At 73.0% G+C, this 17,539-nt stretch carries 16 protein-coding genes, 1 tRNA gene and 1 other RNA gene; 10 read left to right on the top strand and 8 right to left on the bottom strand.

Features of this window, described 5'->3' with window-relative positions; genetic code table 11:
* Positions 1-322: 322 nt before the first annotated feature.
* From ACZ3YL_RS09955 to ACZ3YL_RS09945, 3 genes are all read left to right on the top strand, one after another.
* A complete protein-coding gene (locus tag ACZ3YL_RS09955; RefSeq protein WP_465656526.1) occupies positions 323-1,663 on the top strand; it encodes an NAD(P)-dependent malic enzyme in 1,341 nt (446 codons plus the stop codon).
* 26 nt (positions 1,664-1,689) lie between these two features.
* The gene (locus ACZ3YL_RS09950) at positions 1,690-2,892 is read left to right on the top strand and encodes a 3-deoxy-7-phosphoheptulonate synthase (RefSeq protein WP_465656728.1); all 1,203 of its coding nucleotides are present in this window, start codon (positions 1,690-1,692) and stop codon (positions 2,890-2,892) included.
* 89 nt (positions 2,893-2,981) lie between these two features.
* Complete coding sequence (locus ACZ3YL_RS09945; RefSeq protein ID WP_188304506.1) at positions 2,982-3,626, top strand: isochorismatase family protein; 645 nt, start codon at positions 2,982-2,984, stop codon at positions 3,624-3,626.
* A 225-nt stretch (positions 3,627-3,851) separates the two neighbouring features.
* Here the strand turns inward: ACZ3YL_RS09945 and ACZ3YL_RS09940 are convergent, their stop codons facing one another.
* On the bottom strand, positions 3,852-5,069 hold the full coding sequence (locus ACZ3YL_RS09940; protein WP_317621022.1) for a metallophosphoesterase: 1,218 nt from the start codon (positions 5,067-5,069) through the stop codon (positions 3,852-3,854).
* A 372-nt stretch (positions 5,070-5,441) separates the two neighbouring features.
* The gene (locus ACZ3YL_RS09935; protein WP_188304504.1) at positions 5,442-6,923 is read right to left on the bottom strand and encodes an MFS transporter; all 1,482 of its coding nucleotides are present in this window, start codon (positions 6,921-6,923) and stop codon (positions 5,442-5,444) included.
* A 77-nt stretch (positions 6,924-7,000) separates the two neighbouring features.
* Here ACZ3YL_RS09935 and ACZ3YL_RS09930 point away from each other — a divergent pair, with 77 nt between their 5' ends.
* Positions 7,001-7,396, top strand: a complete 396-nt coding sequence (locus ACZ3YL_RS09930) for a MarR family winged helix-turn-helix transcriptional regulator (protein WP_188304503.1) — start codon at positions 7,001-7,003, stop codon at positions 7,394-7,396.
* 16 nt (positions 7,397-7,412) lie between these two features.
* Here ACZ3YL_RS09930 and ACZ3YL_RS09925 read toward each other — a convergent pair whose 3' ends face one another.
* The 5 genes from ACZ3YL_RS09925 to ACZ3YL_RS09905 form a co-directional block, all read right to left on the bottom strand.
* Complete coding sequence (locus tag ACZ3YL_RS09925; protein ID WP_188304502.1) at positions 7,413-8,486, bottom strand: TauD/TfdA family dioxygenase; 1,074 nt, start codon at positions 8,484-8,486, stop codon at positions 7,413-7,415.
* Positions 8,476-9,486: a HesA/MoeB/ThiF family protein gene (locus tag ACZ3YL_RS09920; RefSeq protein WP_188304501.1), complete on the bottom strand. Its 1,011-nt coding sequence runs from the start codon at positions 9,484-9,486 to the stop codon at positions 8,476-8,478. Before ACZ3YL_RS09920 ends, ACZ3YL_RS09925 begins: the two co-directional genes overlap by 11 nt.
* Complete coding sequence (locus ACZ3YL_RS09915) at positions 9,483-10,361, bottom strand: hypothetical protein (protein WP_465656523.1); 879 nt, start codon at positions 10,359-10,361, stop codon at positions 9,483-9,485. The genes ACZ3YL_RS09920 and ACZ3YL_RS09915 overlap by 4 nt, the downstream gene beginning before the upstream one ends.
* On the bottom strand, positions 10,358-11,569 hold the full coding sequence (locus ACZ3YL_RS09910) for an acyl-CoA dehydrogenase family protein (RefSeq protein ID WP_188304499.1): 1,212 nt from the start codon (positions 11,567-11,569) through the stop codon (positions 10,358-10,360). Before ACZ3YL_RS09910 ends, ACZ3YL_RS09915 begins: the two co-directional genes overlap by 4 nt.
* A gap of 68 nt (positions 11,570-11,637) precedes the next feature.
* On the bottom strand, positions 11,638-11,958 hold the full coding sequence (locus tag ACZ3YL_RS09905; protein ID WP_188304498.1) for a hypothetical protein: 321 nt from the start codon (positions 11,956-11,958) through the stop codon (positions 11,638-11,640).
* Between the two features lie 137 nt (positions 11,959-12,095).
* Between ACZ3YL_RS09905 and ACZ3YL_RS09900 the strand changes: the two genes are divergently transcribed.
* Positions 12,096-12,452 (top strand): winged helix-turn-helix transcriptional regulator, encoded by a 357-nt coding sequence (locus ACZ3YL_RS09900; RefSeq protein WP_188304497.1) that lies wholly within the window; start codon positions 12,096-12,098, stop codon positions 12,450-12,452.
* A 412-nt stretch (positions 12,453-12,864) separates the two neighbouring features.
* Here ACZ3YL_RS09900 and ACZ3YL_RS09895 read toward each other — a convergent pair.
* Positions 12,865-12,949, bottom strand: a tRNA-Ser gene (locus ACZ3YL_RS09895).
* Positions 12,950-13,057: 108 nt separating this feature from the next.
* Here ACZ3YL_RS09895 and ffs point away from each other — a divergent pair.
* From ffs to ACZ3YL_RS09870, 5 genes are all read left to right on the top strand, one after another.
* Positions 13,058-13,154: signal recognition particle sRNA small type (gene ffs / locus ACZ3YL_RS09890), an RNA gene on the top strand.
* A 90-nt stretch (positions 13,155-13,244) separates the two neighbouring features.
* Positions 13,245-15,416, top strand: coding sequence for a DNA polymerase III subunit gamma and tau (locus ACZ3YL_RS09885; RefSeq protein ID WP_465656516.1), 2,172 nt, complete (start codon positions 13,245-13,247; stop codon positions 15,414-15,416).
* A 91-nt stretch (positions 15,417-15,507) separates the two neighbouring features.
* Positions 15,508-15,849 carry a YbaB/EbfC family nucleoid-associated protein gene (locus ACZ3YL_RS09880; protein WP_188307116.1) on the top strand — a complete coding sequence of 114 codons (342 nt, stop codon included), beginning with the start codon at positions 15,508-15,510 and terminating at the stop codon, positions 15,847-15,849.
* A 263-nt stretch (positions 15,850-16,112) separates the two neighbouring features.
* Complete coding sequence (recR, locus tag ACZ3YL_RS09875; protein WP_188307117.1) at positions 16,113-16,712, top strand: recombination mediator RecR; 600 nt, start codon at positions 16,113-16,115, stop codon at positions 16,710-16,712.
* Positions 16,705-17,412, top strand: a complete 708-nt coding sequence (locus ACZ3YL_RS09870) for a DUF5063 domain-containing protein (protein WP_223242828.1) — start codon at positions 16,705-16,707, stop codon at positions 17,410-17,412. The genes recR and ACZ3YL_RS09870 overlap by 8 nt, the downstream gene beginning before the upstream one ends.
* Positions 17,413-17,539 lie beyond the last annotated feature (127 nt).

Below are 17,539 nucleotides of genomic sequence, written 5' to 3'. Positions count from 1 at the left end.
CCGCATGGCCAGGGGGCCCACAACTACTCGAATGCGCAGGTCAATCGAGGAATGCGGCGATCGGGTGGGGCAGACCCACTCGGTCGAGTAGTTCCGCCCGTGTCGAGGCCGCGGCTAGCGTCGAACACGATCACCTTCGCGACGGACCTCCCAGCCAGGGAACAACCGGCCGCAGAACATCCGGCCAGGGAACAACCGGCCACAGAACATCCGGCACGGAACACCCGCCGCCCCTGCACCCCCTGCACCCCGCGAGGATCCCCGAGACCCTCCGAGAGCTCTCCCGAGACCTTCCCGCCACTTCCCCGAGAAAGGGACGCCAGTGTCGGTCGCCCACCAGGACCGTGCCGAAAGGCTCACCGAGGACGAGATATTCCGGGCCCACCGGGGCGGCAAGCTCCGCACCCAGGTGCCCATCACCCCACTGGACGCCCGCGCGCTGTCCGCCATCTCCACCCCGGGCGTCGCCCGGGTCAGCCAGGCCATCGCCGAGGACGGCCGGCTGGCCGCCGACTACACCTGGGCGCACCGGCTGGTGGCCGTCGTCAGCGACGGCACCGCCGTGCTGGGCCTGGGCGACGTGGGTCCGGCCGCCGCACTGCCCGTGATGGAGGGCAAGGCGGCGCTGTTCAAGGCGTTGGGCGGGCTGGACTCCATACCGCTGGTGCTGGACACCCGGGACGTGGACGAGATCGTGGAGACGCTCGTCCGGCTCCGGCCGTCGTTCGGCGCGATCAACCTGGAGGACGTCGCCGCGCCGCGCTGTTTCGAACTGGAACGCGCCCTGGACGCGGCCCTGGACTGCCCGGTGATGCACAACGACCAGCACGGTACGGCCATCGTGGTGCTGGCGGCGCTGCGCAGTTCGGCCGATCTGCTCGGCCGGCCGCTGTCGTCGATGCGGGTGGTGGTCTCCGGCGCCGGCGCGGCGGGCAGCGCGTGCGCCCGGATGCTGGTCGCCGCCGGGGCGGGCGAGGTCGTGGTACTGGACTCGCGCGGTGTCATCCACCGAGGGCGATCCGAACTCACCTCCGCCAAGGCCCAGTTGGCCGACCTGACCAACCCACGAGGACTGCGCGGCGGCCTGGCCGACGTCCTGCCGGGAGCCGACGTCTTCATCGGCGTCTCCTCGGCGACCGTGCCGGAGGAACTGATCGCCGCCATGGCGCCCGGGGCCGTGGTGTTCGCGCTGTCCAACCCCACCCCCGAGATCGCGCCCGAACTGGCCGCCCGGTACGCCTCGGTGGTCGCCACCGGGCGCAGCGACCACCCCAACCAGATCAGCAACCTGCTGGCGTGCCCCGGGATCTTCCGCGGCGCCCTGGACGCCGGGGCGACCCGGATCACCGAGCGGATGATGCTGGCCGCCGCCGACGCCATCGTCGCCCTGGCGGCGGAGGACCTCGCCCCGGACCGGGTGGTCCCGAACGTCCTGGACCCGCGGGTGGCCCCGGGGGTCGCCGCCGCGGTCGCCGCGGCCGCCCGGGAACCGGGTGCCGTACGGGAGCCGCTCGCCGTACGGGAGCCGCTCGCCGTACGGGAGCCGCTCGCTGCCGCCCCGTCCGCCGTCTCCGCCCCGTCCGCCCCGTTCGCCGTCTCCGCCCCGTCCGCCCCGTCCGCCCCGTCCGCCCCGTCCACCGTCTCCGCCGAGGAGCGCTCGTGATCGACCGCAGCGGCACGCTCACCGCACTGGACTCCTTCCGCGCCGCCCTGTCCGAGGAGGAGCTGCTGCCCTACCGCAGCCGTCCCGCCGGGCAGCAACCCGACTGGGGCGACGCCTGGTTGGTCGACAAGGTGCGCGCCGACCTGGCCGCCCTGCCCGCCCTGGTCGCCTGGGACGAGGTGCGCCAGCTGCGCACCCTGCTCGCCGAGGCAGCCGCCGGGCGACTGCTGGTCGTCCAGGCCGGCGACTGCGCCGAGGACCCGGCCGACTGCGGCCCGGAGGCGATCTCCCGCAAGGCCGGACTGCTGGACGCGCTGGCCGGAGTGCTGCGGATGAACACCGGGATGCCGGTCGTCCGGGTCGGCCGGATCGCCGGTCAGTTCGCCAAGCCCCGCTCCCGGCCCACCGAGGTCGTCGACGGCGTCGAACTGCCGGTGTTCCGGGGCCTCATCGTCAACGCGCCCGAGCCCCAGCCGATGGCCCGCCGCCCCGACCCGCTGCGCCTGGTCACCGCCTACCGCGCCGCCGCCCGGGCGATGGCCCAGCTGCGCCGGCACGAGGAGACCTGGTCCCCGCTGCCCGACCCGGTGGTCTGGACGAGCCACGAGGCGCTGCTGCTGGACTACGAACTGCCCCTGCTGCGCCGCTCGTCCGACGGCCGGCTGCTGCTCACCTCCACCCACTGGCCGTGGATCGGCGAGCGGACCCGTGAACCGGACGGCGCCCACGTACGGCTGCTGGCCGACGTGGTCAACCCGGTGGCCTGCAAGGTCGGCCCCGGCTGCACCCCCGCCGAACTGCTGGAACTGTGCCGCACCCTCGACCCGGACCGGGTGCCCGGCCGGCTCACCCTGGTCGCCCGCTTCGGCGCGGGCCGGGCCGCCGACCGGCTGACCGACCTGGTCCGGGCCGTGCGCGAGGCCGGCCACCCGGTGATCTGGCTGTGCGACCCGATGCACGGCAACACCGTCAGCGCGCCCGACGGCCGCAAGACCCGCGCCCTGAGCGCCGTGGTCCAGGAGGTCGGCGAGTTCCTGGCGGCGGTCCGCCGGGGCGGCGGGGTGGCGGCCGGCCTCCACCTGGAGGCGACGCCCGACCCGGTCGCCGAGTGCGTCGCCGACCTCCCGTCCGTCGCCGACGCCGGCCGGCTCGGCCCGTACACCACGCTCTGCGACCCGCGCCTGAACCCGGAGCAGTCCCTCACCGTCGCGGCGGCCTGGCGCCCCTGACCGCCGCCCCCGCCGCCCCTGAGTCCGCCCCCCGCCACCACACCCTGACGAGGCCCGCCTTGAGCATCAGCCCCATTCCGCCGTACCCCATGCCCACCGAACGCGACCTGCCGGAGAGCCGGGTGCCCTGGACCCCGGACCCGGACCGCGCCGTCCTGCTCGTCCACGACATGCAGGAGTACTTCCTGCGCCCGTTCACCGCCGACCGCTCGCCCGCCTCCGAACTCCTGCACAACTGCCGTCTGCTCCGGGCCCGTTGCGCGGACCTCGGGGTCCCCGTCGTCTACACCGCCCAGCCGGGCGACATGGACGACGAACAGCGCGGTCTGCTCAAGGACTTCTGGGGCCCCGGCATGCGCGCCGAGCCGGGCGACCGCCGGATCGTCGCCGCCCTCGCCCCGCAGCCGCACGACCAGGTCCTCACCAAGTGGCGCTACAGCGCCCTGCACCGCTCCGGACTGCTCGACCTGCTCCGCGACAGCGGCCGGGACCAGCTGATCCTGTGCGGCGTCTACGCCCACGTCGGCGTCCTGATGACCGCCGTGGACGCCTTCTCCCACGACGTCCAGCCCTTCCTCATCGCCGACGCCGTCGCCGACTTCTCCCTCGACCGGCACCGCCTGGCACTCTCCTACGCCGCCAACAACTGCGCCGCCGTCACCACCACCCGCAGCGCCCTGCTCGCCCTCGGCGCCGCCCCCGACCGCGCCCCCGCCCCCCTCCCCGTCTCCTGACCCGCCCCCTCCGAAGAAGCACCAAGGCCCGGACCGCCGCACAGCGGTCCGGGCCTCCGCGGTGACCGGGGCGGGCGGCCTCGGCGGTCGCGCGGACGCCGAAGCGGGCGTAGCGGCTGCCGTCGGGGAGGGCGTGGAAGACGACCGGGATCCAGGCGTCCTCGTCGTGGCCGAGAAGGTTCAAGCGACGTTCGAAGCAGCGGGCGGGGTACGGCCGGGTGGGCGCTACCCGGCGGCCGGGCCGGCGCCCGCGCGCAGGGTGAGGACGGTGATCTCGCTCGGGGCGAAGACCCGGAACGGCGGACCCCAGAAGCCGGTGCCCCGGCTGGTGTAGAGCTGGGTCCGCTCCCCGTGCCGGCTCAGGCCGTGCACCACCGGCTGGTCGATCCGGACGAGGAAGTTGAACGGCCAGATCTGGCCGCCGTGGGTGTGCCCGGAGATCTGCAGGTCGATGCCGGCGGCCGCGGCCTGGGGGACGTACTTGGGCTGGTGGGCGACCAGCAGGACGGGCAGTGCCGGATCCGCCCCGGCCAGCGCGTCGACCAGGTTGGCGCGGTGCCCGGCCAGTCCGGAGTGCTCCGCGGTCACGTCGTCCACGCCGGCCAGCACCAGGGAGTCCCCGCCGCCCTCCACCACCACGTGCCGGTTGTGCAGCGGCTCCCAGCCCAGCTCCGCCATGCGGTCCAGCCAGCCCTGGGCCTCCCCGCCGTACTCGTGGTTGCCCGTGACGTAGACCTTGGCCAGCCGGGCCCGGACCGTCCCGAGCGGCGCCGACTGCTCCCGGCGCTGGGCAGGGGTGCCGTCGGCGATGTCGCCGGCGTGGACCACCACGTCCGCGTCCAGCCGGTTGACGGCCTCCGCGACCCGCGCCGACCAGACCGCCCGGTCGATCGGCCCGTAGTGGGTGTCGGCCAGCACCACGACCCGCGTCCCGTCCAGACCGCCGCCCAGCCGCGGCAGATGGACGTCCAGCCGCTTCACCCGGGGCACCCGCATCGCCTCACGGTGCCCCCAGCCCAGCAACCCGGCCGCCACCACGGCCACCGCCGCCGCCACCGTCCTGGCCCGATCGGCGCCCCCGACACCGAGCCCGGCCAGCACCACCCCCACCAGAGCGCCCAGCACCGACCAGGTGAACAGCACCCAGACGACCCCGAGGCTGGTGTCCGCGAAGCGGGCCGCCCGGTCGAGCCGTCGTGGCCCGTGCCCCGCGATCATCAGGAAGGGGAACGACACCATCCAGGCCGCGAGGACGGCCGTGCCGCCCAGGAACACCGGGAACGGCCAGCCGGCCCCGGCGAACAGCGTCCACCACGGCGGCAGGCACAGCGCCACCAGGACGACCACCAGCACGCCCAGCCGCCGCAACCCGCCCCGCCGCCGCGCCCCCCGGCCCGCGTCCCCCGCCGCCCCGCCATCCTCACCCGGGGCCGCGGCCGCCACGGTCCCGGCCTCCCCACCGGTTCCACTCCCACTCACCACGTCGCCCCTCAGCTCGGTTCCCCCCATCATCCGCTCCCCACCGCCCCGGAGACGACGAAGGCCCCGGCCGGCGAACCGGTCGGGGCCTTCGTGACGGCGGAGGATACGGGATTCGGACTCGTGAGGGGTTGCCCCCCACACGCTTTCCCCTTCTCCCGAACGGCGTCCGCCGGGGGTTCACACCCGTGCTGGCCTGCGGCAGCGCGATTCGCTCCGCACCGGCGCCAATCGAACCCTCGTCGATCGGTGGGGCCGAAACGCGGAACGCTCGACCGACGGGGGTTCGGTCGAGCGTTCCGGGGGCCGGGGGGATGGCCCGGGGGAGGGGAGTCGTCAGGACTCCGTGGTCTCGGCGCCGGCCTGCGTGGCGCGGGTCAGTCGATGCAGGCCCACGGCGATGCAGGCGGCGAGGGCGGCGCAGATCCCGACTGCGAGGAAGCCGTTGCCGACGCCGATGGTCATCGCGTCGGCGGCGGCCGCGCCGGACTCCAGCTCGCCGTCCACCGAGGTGGCCAGGACGGTGCCGATCACCGCGATGCCGAGGGCGGCGCCGCTCTCGTTGAAGGTGTTCAGCAGGCCCGAGCCGACGCCCGACTCCTCCGGGCGGACGTGCGCGGTGCCGACCCCGTACAGCGGGACGAAGCAGGTGGGCAGACCGGCTCCGATGACGGTCAGCGCGATGATCGCGACCGCGGTGTTGGACGGTCCGGTGATCAGGACGGCGGCGCCGGCGATCTGGGTGAGTGCGCCGATCAGGTACGTCCCGCCCGGGCCGACCTTGGCGATCAGGTTGGGCACGACTGTGGCGAAGACCAGCGCGGCCAGGCCCATCGGCAGCATCGCCAGACCGGTGGCGAAGGCGCTCATGTCGTGCGCGCCCTGGAAGTAGTTGCTGGCCAGGTAGGAGCTGCCCATCATCACGATCGCGGCGAGCAGCAGGCCCAGGCTGCTGAGCCAGTAGGTCGGGATGCGCAGCAGGTGCAGCGGGAGGAGCGGGTCGGACTTGCCCAGCTCGGTGACGGCAACCACGGCAAGCAGGACCACGGACAGGCCCATGCTGATCCAGGCGGTCGGGGAGGTCATGCCGTCGTGCAGCCGGATCAGGCCGAAGGACAGGCAGGCCAGACCGAGGGTGGCGAGGAACGCGGTGGGCAGCCGCAGCGGGCGGCGGACGTCGGAGCGCATCGGCGCGAGGCTGCGCAGGCCGATGATCCCGGAGGCGAGGCTGATCGGGATGTTGATCAGGAAGGCCCAGCGCCAGCTGGCCGCCGACACGATCAGCCCGCCGAGGACGGCGCCGAGGATGGCACCGATCACGCCGAGGCCGCTCCAGGTGGCGAGGGCGGCCTTGCGCTGCTCCTCGTTCTGGTAGACCGTCACCACGATCGACAGCGCGGCGGCGGACAGCACCGCCGCACCCAGGCCCTGGAGCACGCGGCCGGCGACCAGCAGCTCCTGGTTGCCCGCGACCCCGCACAGGACGGACGCGACGGCGAACAGGACCAGGCCGGACAGGAAGGACCGGCGGCGTCCGATGACATCGGCGAGCCGGCCGCCGAACAGCAGCAGGCTGCCGTACATCAGGACGTAGGCGCTGATCGTCCACTGGAGGGCGGTCTGGTCGGCCGGGAGGTCGGTCCCGATCGAGGGCAGTGCAACGTTGACGACCGTCGAGTCCAGCATCACCATCAGCTGGGCCACGCCGACCGCCGCCATCGGCAGCCAGGAGGCCTTCGGGGGTTCCTGCCCCGGCCCCCGGTCGGGCTCTCGGCCCTCCTCCTGCTTGGCATCCACGAGTGAGATTGCCTCAGTCATCGGTTTCTCCTTTCCGAACGACAAGATACATGCGCATGAATCGACATGCCAGTGGGTGCGGATCTAGACTGCGGAGCGTGGCGAACACTCCTCTGGCCGACCGCTGGCTGTCCCTGCTGCGCGTCTGCGCGCTGATGAACCAGCGGATCGAGCACACGCTGTCCGATGAGTTCGATCTCTGTGTGAGCGCCTACGAGATCATGGAGGTGCTGTGGGCGGAGCAGGAATGGATCCGCCCGGGGGAGGTCGCCTCCCGTACCTCGCGCAGCCAGCCCCAGGTCTCACGCCTGGTGGCGCAGATGGTCGAGGCGGGGTACGTGGACCGCAAGCCCTCCCCGGGCGACGGCCGCGGCTCCCAGATCCGCCTCACCGCCGAAGGGCGGGAGGTCTTCCGGCGGGCCGCCGCGACCGTCGACGGGCAACTGGCGCAGATCGCCGACGAGCGCCCGGACGCCCGCGTCTGGCTGACCTGAGCGGTGCCGCGCGGCGTCAGACGCCGACCGCACCCACCGGGACGCGCTCGGCGAGTGGCCGCGCCGCCGGCCGGTCCCCGTGCCCCGGGGTCACCGGCAGGTGGCTCCGCCCCTGGCCGAGGAACCCGTTGACCGGCCGCAGGTCGGTCACCACGAAGGATCGCCGGAGCCAGCGGTCCTTGCCGTCGTAGCGCGGCGTGAAGTCGGTGCGCCCGTGGACCGCGCGACGGTTGTCCAGGATGACGAGATCGCCCTGCCGCAGCACCAGCCCCTTGAGCGAGCGGCGCATGGCCTCCTCCAGCCGGCCCAGCGCGGCCTGCGCCCGCGCGGTGGTCGCGGTGGTGGCGTTGAAGTCCACCGTGAGGTCGGGGTGCTCGGCACTGCCGGTGAGGATCGGTATGGGCGGGGTCAGCACGCCCACCGAGGCGTCCGGCACGAAGGAGGAGCTGAAGCGGATCCGGAACTCGGGCTGCCGCAGCACCTCCACCGTCTGCGCGTCCAGCAGCGGCAGCACGTCGCCGATCCCGCCGCTGACCGTGGCGGCCACCTCGTCGTGGTCCGCCCGCAGGCAGATCAGGCTGAGGAAGTGCGGGGGGTTGGGGTGGAAGCCGTCCTCGGTGTGCAGCTCCAGCAGGACGGAGCCGCTGTTCTCCTGGCGCTGCTCGGCGCCGCGCTTGGGGCACACGTCCTGGACCAGGCGGCCGCTCTTCTCGTCGCTGTACGAGATGGAGCGGCCCAGCACCGACATGACCATCAGCTGGCTGATGGTGGCCACCGGGACCTCCGACCAGACCGGCTCGTCCTCGGGCCGGTCCGGGGTGGCGGGCAGCTCGCCGACCGGCAGGCCGGTGAGCAGCAGGCAGCCGCCGGGGTTGCTCCGGTCGCGGAAGGCGATCAGAGCTCTTCGTACCGGGGCCGGGAGCGCGGCCGCCGCCAGCTCGACCGCGTGGAGCAGGCCGGCGTCGTGCAGCGAGTGGCCCCGGAAGTCGAGGGCGACGGTCAGCGCGGCCTGCGCGATCTGCTGCGACTCCTCGGCGGTCAGCGCGATGCCGTCGGGGCGGATGTCGGTGTAGGTGAACTCACTGCTCATGTGCTGTCCTCTCGATCGGGATCGGCGTGCCGGCCGCACGAAGGGCCCACTGCCGGCGGGCCCGGTAGGCCGGCGCGGGGGCGAAGCCGTTCCAGGCCTGCTCCCGCGGCAGGAAGGCGAGGAAGCGCGCTCCCTCCACGTACCGCTGGACACGGTCGAGGGCGCGGCGCCCCGGCGTCATCGCGACGCGGTGCACGTCGACCGCGACCGTACGGGGCAAGGTCCGCCCGGAGACCAGGACGTTGACCATGTGCACCGCAAGGGCGCCGAACTGCGTGGCGGCTTCCGCGAGTTGGGGGACGCTGTAGTCGGTCCTGGCCAGCCCGCGGCGCAGCTCGCGATACATCTCGCCGGGGATGTGGGCCCGCGGCGCGATCCGGAAGATGACCTCCCAGGTGTCCAGCCGCTGCTCGTCGCCCGGGAGGAGCTGGCCGTCGAAGATCTCCCGGACCACCCGGTAGTCGAAGCACTGGGCGGCGAGCATCCCCGCCATGTCCCAGGCCGTCACCAGCGGCTTGCGCTGGCGGCAGGCCTCCCGGTGCAGGCTGATCTTCGCGGCCAGCCCCGAGGGAGTGGTGACGTCCACGCCGTCCACGATGACGTCCGCCTGCTCGACCAGGGCTCGGACGTTGGCCTCGGTGATGCCGTCGGGCACCACCTCGGCGTCGACGTGCGGGTTGATCCCGCGCAGCAGCCGGGCGCCGACCGAGGCCTTGTTCAGGCCCAGGTCGTCCACGGTGGCGTTCTGCCGGTTCAGGTTGTTGAGCTCGTACGTGCCGACGTCGGCCAGCACGAAGTGCCGGTAGCCCATGCGGCCGAGCGGCTGCACGGTGGCTCCGCCGATCGAGCCACAGCCGGCGATCAGCAGGCGGGCGCGGCCGATCCGCTCCTGCAGTTCGTCCGGGATCAGACCCTGGTTGCGCTGGGTGAGGCAGGCGTAGAACTGCGCCTCGTCCAGCTCGCGGGCCTGCGTCGGGTTGTCCACGTCGATCGCGGTCATGTTCTGGCCTCCAGGAAGTCGACGAGTCGGGTGCGCACCGAGCCCTGCTGACCGGAGCCGAGGAGCTCCCGCAGGTACTCCAGGGTGGGCCGCAGCGCCCCCTCGTCCGTGAGGATGAACGGGTACGAGCGCTCCTCCTGGTCCCACATCGGGGCGTACAGGTCGGCCGGGTCGGGCGGCACGGGGGTGGTGTCCAGCAGCGTCCGCGCGGCGAAGCCCAGCAGCCGCAGCTGGTTGATCGCCCCTTCGAGCTTGCCGTCCCCCACGACGGCCGCGTTCGGATCGCTGTCCAGCACCTTGAGGCAGCCCGCCGCCCAGGCGAGGTAGACCCACCAGGGGACGGTGACTGCGGCCTGCGATCGGGGCATCGCGTAGTCGCGGACCAGCCGCTTGCCCTCCCACACCAGGGCCGAGGAGGTCTGCGGGCCGAGGTGGTCGGCCAGCGAGAGGGCGTAGTCACGCTCGATGACGAACGGCCGGTGGCCGAGGTCGCCGAGGGGAGTGGGAGAGTGGTCGCGTGCGGCGGCCAGGGTGCCGTAGCCGCGCAGCAGACCGGTGGACCGCTCCACGACCAGGGTGTGGAAGTCCCGCAGCGCGAACTCGTCGTACGGCTCGGTCCGCAGCCCCCGCGCCGCCACCACGGCCGCGTCGACCCACCCGCGCTGGAGATACTGCACCAGGCGGAACCGGTAGACCTGCTCCAGCATCCGCGCCGGCAGCTGCGCGCCGGCGACGGTCAGGACCAGCAGCCCCTCGGGGCTCACCGCGCGGAAGAGCGGATCGCCGGTCAGCGCATCCTCCAGGCCGGGCAGTTCGATCTCGGTGCCGTCGCGCAGAAGCTGCTCGCCGTGACTGCCGGTGAGGGCCGCGGTCATCGGATCTCCGGCACGTCGAACAGCTCACCAGTGATCACCAGGGCGAGCGCCTCGGGGGAGCCCTCGTAGATCCGCGGCCCGTAGGCGTCCCGCAGGACCCGGTCCATGCCATCGCCGCGCTGGAAGGCCTGGGCGCCGATCAGGGCCATCGCGGCGTCGGCGTTGTCGATGGCGGCGCGGTCGGCGACCAGCTTGGCGACGGCCGGTTCGTACGCCGGAGTCGGCAGGATGTTGTCGGCCTTGACCACGGCGTCCAGGTAGAGCGCCCGGGAGGCGGAGACCCGCGCGGCCATGTCGGCGAGCTTGCGCGCGGACATCTGGTGCTCGAACAGCATCCGCCCGCCCTGCCGACGGCTGCCGCTCCACGCGACGGCCCGCTCCAGAGCGTGCCGGGCGATGCCGGTGGACACCGACGCGCAGGTCACCCGGGTCACGTTGCCGATCGCCACATTGAGGTCCCACCCGCCGCGCTCGCCGCCGAGGACGTTCTCCTCGGGCACGCGGGCGTCGGTGAAGACCAGCTCGCCCGCCGGCGCGGTTCGGTATCCGACCTTGTCGTGGATCTCACCGCGGGCCACGCCGTCCTGTTCGAGATCCGTGACGAAGCAGGTCATGCCGGTCGAGCCGGGCGCGCCGTCGAGGTTCGCCATGACCGTCGCGTACGTCGCCACGGGGGCGTTGGTGATGTACCGCTTGGTGCCGTTCAGGAGGAACTCGCCGCCGGAGCGCTTCGCGCTGGTCATCTCCTGGGCGTACGGAGCGTTCTGCGGGAGCACCAGGTCGGTGCCGTTGCGCTCCTCGGCCACGGCGTTGCACGCCAGGACCGGGTCGGCGCCAAGGAACTTCGGCAGGTAGCGCTCCTGCAGGCGGGTGTCGCCGGAGATCAGGATCGGCGTCTGGAACAGATTGGTCGCACCGAAGATCAGGGCCATGCCGGGGTCGGCGGCGGCCAACTCCTCCAGCACGAGCGCGATGGCGACCTGGCTCAGCCCGAGGCCGCCCATCTCCCGCGGGATCGCCATCCGCAGCAGGCCCACCTCGTGGCCGGCGCGGACGGTCTCCCAGTCCACCTGGCCCTTCTCGATGGCGTCGCGCTCGGCGGCGCCGGGCGCCACCTGGTCCTTGGCGAAGGCGACGACGGTCCGCAGGACGTCCGCCTCGTGGGCGGAGAGCAGCGGGTGGTCGGCGGGGGTGTGCGTGACAGGCATGGATGTTCCTTGTCTGGAGAGGGGCTTCTGGGTGACGGGGCGTCCGGGACGCTCGGCGGACCGGGTGTTCAGCGGCCGAGTCCGAAGGTCTCCAGGGCCTGTCCGAAGGCGAAGGTCTGCATCACCGGCCCGTGCGACGACAGTCGGCGGCCGGTGACGGAGCGCAGGAAGGAGCGCCGGCCCGCAGTGATGTCCAGCAAGTCGGACCAGCTGATCCGCAGCACGTGGGTCGGAGCGGCGTCGGTCGCCTGGCCCTGCGGGTCGAGCGTCACCTCGGTGTCGGGCTCGGCGAGCACGAAGCGGACGGTGGCACCGGCGTTCTGCCATGCGGGAGCGGCCTGGGCGGCCGCGCTGAGGGCCGCGACGGTCAGGTCGGATGAAATCGACATAAAGGAACCCCCTGGGAAGTGGTGTTCGTGGGAGGCCCCAGTTATAGATCACAAGCGTGATCCACTTCACCGTGACGACGACACCTCGGAGGGTTATGGTTACCTTCAAGTAACGACGGCCCTGGGGGGAGTGCCGAATGAACGATGAATGCTTTGCGCGGCTGGTGATGGACCGCATAGGCGAGCGGTGGACAATGCTCGCCTGCCAGCAGATTGCCGCAGGCGCAAGGAGATTCTGCGATCTGAAATCCGGCATGGAGGGCGTTTCGGGCAAGGTTCTGTCCGAGACCCTGATGCGCCTGGAGCGGGACGGTTTCATCGAGCGGCGGGTCGTCGGCAGCAGGCCGCCGGCCGTGTTCTACGAGATCACGCCCATAGGGGAGAGCTTGCTGCAGATCGTCCAGGGCATCGTCGACTGGTCGGAGCGGCACGGGCGGCACATCGAGAAGGCCCGCCGGACGTACGCCGAGCCGGAATTGGCCGCGGCGGGATGATGGGGCAGTGTCGCCCGGAGTGCTTTTTGCGGGCGGGGGATCCCAGCCGTTAGCGCCAGGGTCGAAACGCTATTGTGGGGTTTTTTCATTTGACGCCTGGGCGGTACATGCGGTTCGTCGGGCGCGCCGCCCGAGCGAGCCGATCCCGGGGGTGGCCGGATCATTATTGGCCGACTAATCGCCGGTATATCGCACCGGCGCTTTGCGCGCTCCTGATTCCTTCTCGGGGAGGAGCGGCAGCGCCGCATCGGTGACCGCCGGCAGCTGCCCCGCGGCCGGAGCGGCTGCGGCCGGCGTCATGGCGCGACCCCGCCGGGTCCCCGAGGTGCTGCCACCACGACGGCGACCACGAAACGACGATGGCCCGGACCGCTGAGCGGTCCGGGCCATCGTCTGCCCTGGCGGGCGAAGGCGGAGGATACGAGATTCGAACTCGTGAGGGATTGCTCCCAACACGCTTTCCAAGCGTGCGCCCTAGGCCTCTAGGCGAATCCTCCGTGGGAGAGCTTAGTACATGTTTCGGGGTGCTCGCGACCAGCTATCCCGCAGGCCGGAGGGCGGGGGTGGCCTGTGGATCGTCGGGGCCGGGATCCGGTACTGTGGGGGTCAGCCCCTCGTGTGGCGTTATCTCTCTGAACCCCCCCAGGGCCGGAAGGCAGCAAGGGTAGGAGGGCTCTGGCGGGTGCACGGGGGGTCTTTGCGTTCCCGGGGGCCTGCGGGGTGGCCTGCGGGGGGCCTCGGGCGGGACGAGGGGTGCCGCGTTTGTCGGTCCGTCCCGATATCGTCGGGGGTGTGTCCCTAGCCCTGTACCGCCGCTACCGCCCCGAGACCTTCGCGGAGGTCATCGGTCAGGAGCACGTGACCGCTCCGCTCCAGCAGGCCCTGCGCAACAACAGGGTCAACCACGCGTACCTGTTCAGCGGGCCGCGTGGCTGTGGCAAGACGACGAGCGCACGCATCCTGGCCCGCTGCCTGAACTGCGAACAGGGGCCGACGCCGACGCCCTGCGGGGAGTGTCAGTCCTGTCGGGACCTCGCGACCGGCGGGCCCGGCTCGATCGACGTGATCGAGATCGACGCCGCCTCGCACGGTGGTGTGGACGACGCGCGCGAGCTGCGCGAGCGGGCCTTCTTCGCGCCGGTGCACAGCCGCTACAAGATCTTCATCCTGGACGAGGCGCACATGGTGACGCCGGCCGGGTTCAACGCGCTGCTCAAGGTGGTCGAGGAGCCGCCGGAGCACCTCAAGTTCATCTTCGCGACCACCGAGCCGGAGAAGGTGATCGGGACGATCCGGTCCCGCACCCACCACTACCCGTTCCGGCTGGTCCCGCCCGGCACGCTGCGCGACTACCTGGCGGACGTCTGCGGCCGCGAGGGCATCCAGGTCGAGGACTCGGTGTTCCCGCTGGTCGTCCGGGCCGGCGCGGGCTCGGTGCGTGACTCGATGTCGGTCATGGACCAGCTGCTGGCCGGTGCCGCCGAGGGCGGCGTCACCTACCGGATGGCGACGGCGCTGCTCGGGTACACCGACTCGGCGCTGCTGGACGAGGTGGTGGACGCCTTCGCCGCGCACGACGGGGCGACGGTGTTCCAAGTGATCGACCGGGTGGTCGAGGGCGGGCACGACCCGCGCCGCTTCGTCACCGACCTGCTGGAGCGGCTGCGCGACCTGGTGATCCTCGCCACCGTGCCGGAGGCGGGGGAGAAGGGGCTGATCGACGCCCCGGCGGACCGGGTCGCGGTGATGCAGGCGCAGGCGGACGCCTTCGGCGCGGCGGAGCTGAGCCGGGCCGCCGACCTCGTCAACACCGGGCTGACCGAGATGCGCGGCAACGCGGCGCCGCGGCTCCAGCTGGAGCTGATCTGCGCCCGGGTGATGCTGCCGGGCGCGTACAGCGACGAGCTGTCGCTGCAGGCGCGCCTGGACAAGCTGGAGCGCCGGGCGGCCGCGGGCGGGTTCGCCGCGCCGGCCGGAACGGCGCCGATGGCAGCCCCGATGGCCGCCCCCATGGCTCCGCCCGCGGCCGTACCGACGGCCCCGCCGGTGGAGGTGCCCGCCCCGGCGCCCGCGCCCGTCGCCGCGCCGGTCGCGGCGGCCCCCCCGCAGGCTCCCGCCCCCGCCCCCGTGCAGGCCCCCGCGCCCCCGGCCGCCGCTCCCGCCCCGGGCGCCTGGCCGATCCCGCGCAGCTTCCCGCCCGCCGGCGGCGCCCCGGCCCCCGCCGCCGCCCCGGCTCCCGCCGCACCCACCCCGCAGCCGCAGGCCGTCGCGCAGCCAGCGCCCACCCCGCCCCCGCCGGTCCAGCAGGCCCCCGCCCCGGGCGGGCAGCCGTCCGCGGTCGCTCAGCAGGGTGCCGGGCAGGTCCGGCAGCTGTGGCCGCAGATCCTGGAGGCGGTGAAGAACCGCCGCCGCTTCACCTGGATCCTGCTCAGCCAGAACGGCCAGGTGGCCGGGTTCGACGGCAGCACGCTCCAGGTCTCGTTCATCAACGCGGGCGCCCGGGACAGCTTCGTCGGCAGCAACAGCGACGACGTGCTGCGCCAGGCGCTGTCCGACGCGCTGGGCGTGGACTGGCGGGTCGAGTGCATCGTTGACCCCTCCGGGGGCGTGGGTGCGGCTCCGGCCGCGGCCGCCCCGGCCGGTGGCGGCTGGGGGGCCCCGGCGCGTCCGGCGGCCGTCGCGCCGCCGGTGGCCGCCCCCGCCCCGGTGCAGCCCCAGCCGCAGGCTCCGGCCCCGGTGCAGGCGCCGCCGCAGCCGTCCGCGCAGGCCCCGGCCCCCGCGCCGGTGCAGGCCCCGCCGCCGTCGGCGCCCCCGGCCCGCCCGGCGCGGTCGGTGGCCCCGGAGGACGACATCCCGGAGGAGGACGACCCGGACCTCAACGAGGAGGCGTTCTCCGGCCAGGAGCTGATCATCCGCGAGCTGGGTGCCACGGTGCTGGAGGAGATCCACCACCGCGGCGGCTGAGCGGCTCCCGGGGCGGGGCCACGGGACCGGCCCCGGGCCCGTAGGCTCAACGGTGACGGACGAAGAACCGCGTGACAGCAAGGAGTGAGCCGTGTTCCCCGGTGGTGGTCAGCCCAACATGCAGCAGCTGCTCAAGCAGGCGCAGAAGATGCAGGAGGAGCTCGCCAAGGCCCAGCAGGAGCTGGCCGAGGCGAAGGTGAACGGCACGGCGGGCGGCGGCCTGGTCGAGGCGACGGTGACGGGTTCGGGCGAGCTGGTGGCGCTGACCATCGCTCCGGCCGCGGTCGACCCGGAGGACACCGAGACCCTGGCGGACCTGATCCTGGCGGCCGTCCGGGACGCCAACCAGGCGGCTCAGAAGATGCAGGCCGAGCGGATGGGTCCGCTCACCCAGGGCCTGGGCGGCGGCGGCATCCCCGGCCTGCCGTTCTAGGACCGTCCAGGACCGTCCAGGACCGTCCGGGTTCGTTCCAGGGCCATCCAGGACCGTTCCGGGGCCGTTGGAGGACAGCGAACGGTCGGAGGACCGTACCGGGGCAGGTCTCAGAGCCCCGTGAGAACACTCGACGGTCTGAAGTTCAGACGGTGGACCCATGTGATTTCTGTGGGAGTCGGGCGTCGGGCGGTGTGTCCGGCGCCCGATTCGTTGGATGATGGCACCGGAGCACCACCGACCATCCGAGGGAAGGCGCGACGTTGTACGAGGGCGTGGTTCAGGACCTGATCGACGAACTGGGCAGGCTGCCCGGCGTCGGGCCCAAGAGCGCCCAGCGGATCGCCTTCCACGTACTGCAGTCCGACCCGGTCGACGTGCGCCGCCTGGCGCACGCGCTGCTGGAGGTCAAGGACAAGGTCCGCTTCTGCGCGGTCTGCGGCAACGTCGCCGAGGCCGAGCAGTGCCGGGTCTGCCTGGACCCGCGCCGCGACCTCGGCGTCATCTGCGTGGTCGAGGAGCCCAAGGACGTCGTCGCCATCGAGCGCACCCGTGAGTTCCGCGGCCGCTACCACGTGCTGGGCGGCGCGATCAGCCCCATCGAGGGCGTCGGCCCGGACGACCTGCGCATCCGTGAGCTGCTCGCGCGCCTCGCGGACGGCACGGTCACCGAGCTGATCCTGGCCACCGACCCCAACCTGGAGGGGGAGGCGACCGCCACCTACCTGGCCCGGCTCTGCAAGCCGATGGGCCTGAAGGTGACCCGGCTGGCGAGCGGACTGCCCGTCGGCGGGGACCTGGAGTACGCGGACGAGGTCACCCTCGGCCGCGCCTTCGAAGGGAGACGACTGCTCGATGTCTGACCGGACGATCAACCAGCAGCCCCACGGCCCGCAGCCCGATCCGGAGCTGGAGGCCCACGCCCCGCACACCCACGGCCACGGCTCCGAGCCGGACGACTTCGCCGTGCAGATCGCCGACTCGGTGGAGAGCTTCGTGCTCGCCGTCACCGAGGTCGCCAAGGGCGACGAACCGGGCAGCGCGGTCTCGCTGCTGCTCCTGGAGGTCTCGCAGCTGCTGCTGGCCGGGGGTCGGCTGGGCGCCATCGAGGACGTCGTCCCGGAGGACCGCTTCGAGCCCGACACCGGCCCGGAGCCGGACGGCGAGCAGCTGCGCGAGCGCCTCGCCGGGCTGCTCGCGCCGATCGACGTCTACCACGAGGTCTTCGACCCGTACGGTCCGCCGGAGAAGCCGAACGCCTTCCGGATCTCGGACGACCTGGCGGGCGTGGTCAGCGAGCTCCAGCACGGCCTGACCCACTACCGCGAGGGCCGGGTCAGCGAGGCGCTGTGGTGGTGGCAGTTCTCGTACCTCTCCAACTGGGGCACGACCTGCACGGCGGTGCTGCGGGCGCTGCAGTCGCTGATCGCCCACGTCCGGCTGGACAGCCCGATCGGTGCGGCGCCGGACGGCGCGGACACCGACGACGACGGGCTCACCGACGAGCAGCTGGAGCAGCAGGCGGGCGACCTGATGGCGGCCGAGCTCGGCATCGGCCGCTGATCCGCCGGCCGAACGTCGCCGATCCGTCGATCGAATGCCCGGGACCGATGACGGCCCCGGGCGTTCGGTGAATGTGACGGATGCCTCAGCAATCCGCCCGGAAGGGAAATCCGGCCGCGGCACCGGG

The sequence above is a fragment of the Kitasatospora sp. NPDC023176 genome, assembly GCF_055560495.1.
Note: the sequence above shows the minus strand (reverse complement) of the source record. Positions and strands in the feature narration are given on the sequence as shown.

Excerpts from the sequence above, each read along its gene's own strand:
- ACZ3YL_RS09900 (WP_188304497.1), top strand. The coding sequence starts at position 12,096 with ATGAACGATGAATGCTTTGCGCGGCTGGTGATGGACCGCATAGGCGAG.
- ACZ3YL_RS09925 (WP_188304502.1), bottom strand. The coding sequence starts at position 8,486 with ATGAGCAGTGAGTTCACCTACACCGACATCCGCCCCGACGGCATCGCG.
- ACZ3YL_RS09915 (WP_465656523.1), bottom strand. The coding sequence starts at position 10,361 with ATGACCGCGGCCCTCACCGGCAGTCACGGCGAGCAGCTTCTGCGCGAC.
- ACZ3YL_RS09945 (WP_188304506.1), top strand. The coding sequence starts at position 2,982 with ATGCCCACCGAACGCGACCTGCCGGAGAGCCGGGTGCCCTGGACCCCG.
- ACZ3YL_RS09910 (WP_188304499.1), bottom strand. The coding sequence starts at position 11,569 with ATGCCTGTCACGCACACCCCCGCCGACCACCCGCTGCTCTCCGCCCAC.
- ACZ3YL_RS09935 (WP_188304504.1), bottom strand. The coding sequence starts at position 6,923 with ATGACTGAGGCAATCTCACTCGTGGATGCCAAGCAGGAGGAGGGCCGA.
- ACZ3YL_RS09870 (WP_223242828.1), top strand. The coding sequence starts at position 16,705 with ATGTCTGACCGGACGATCAACCAGCAGCCCCACGGCCCGCAGCCCGAT.
- ACZ3YL_RS09920 (WP_188304501.1), bottom strand. The coding sequence starts at position 9,486 with ATGACCGCGATCGACGTGGACAACCCGACGCAGGCCCGCGAGCTGGAC.
- ACZ3YL_RS09905 (WP_188304498.1), bottom strand. The coding sequence starts at position 11,958 with ATGTCGATTTCATCCGACCTGACCGTCGCGGCCCTCAGCGCGGCCGCC.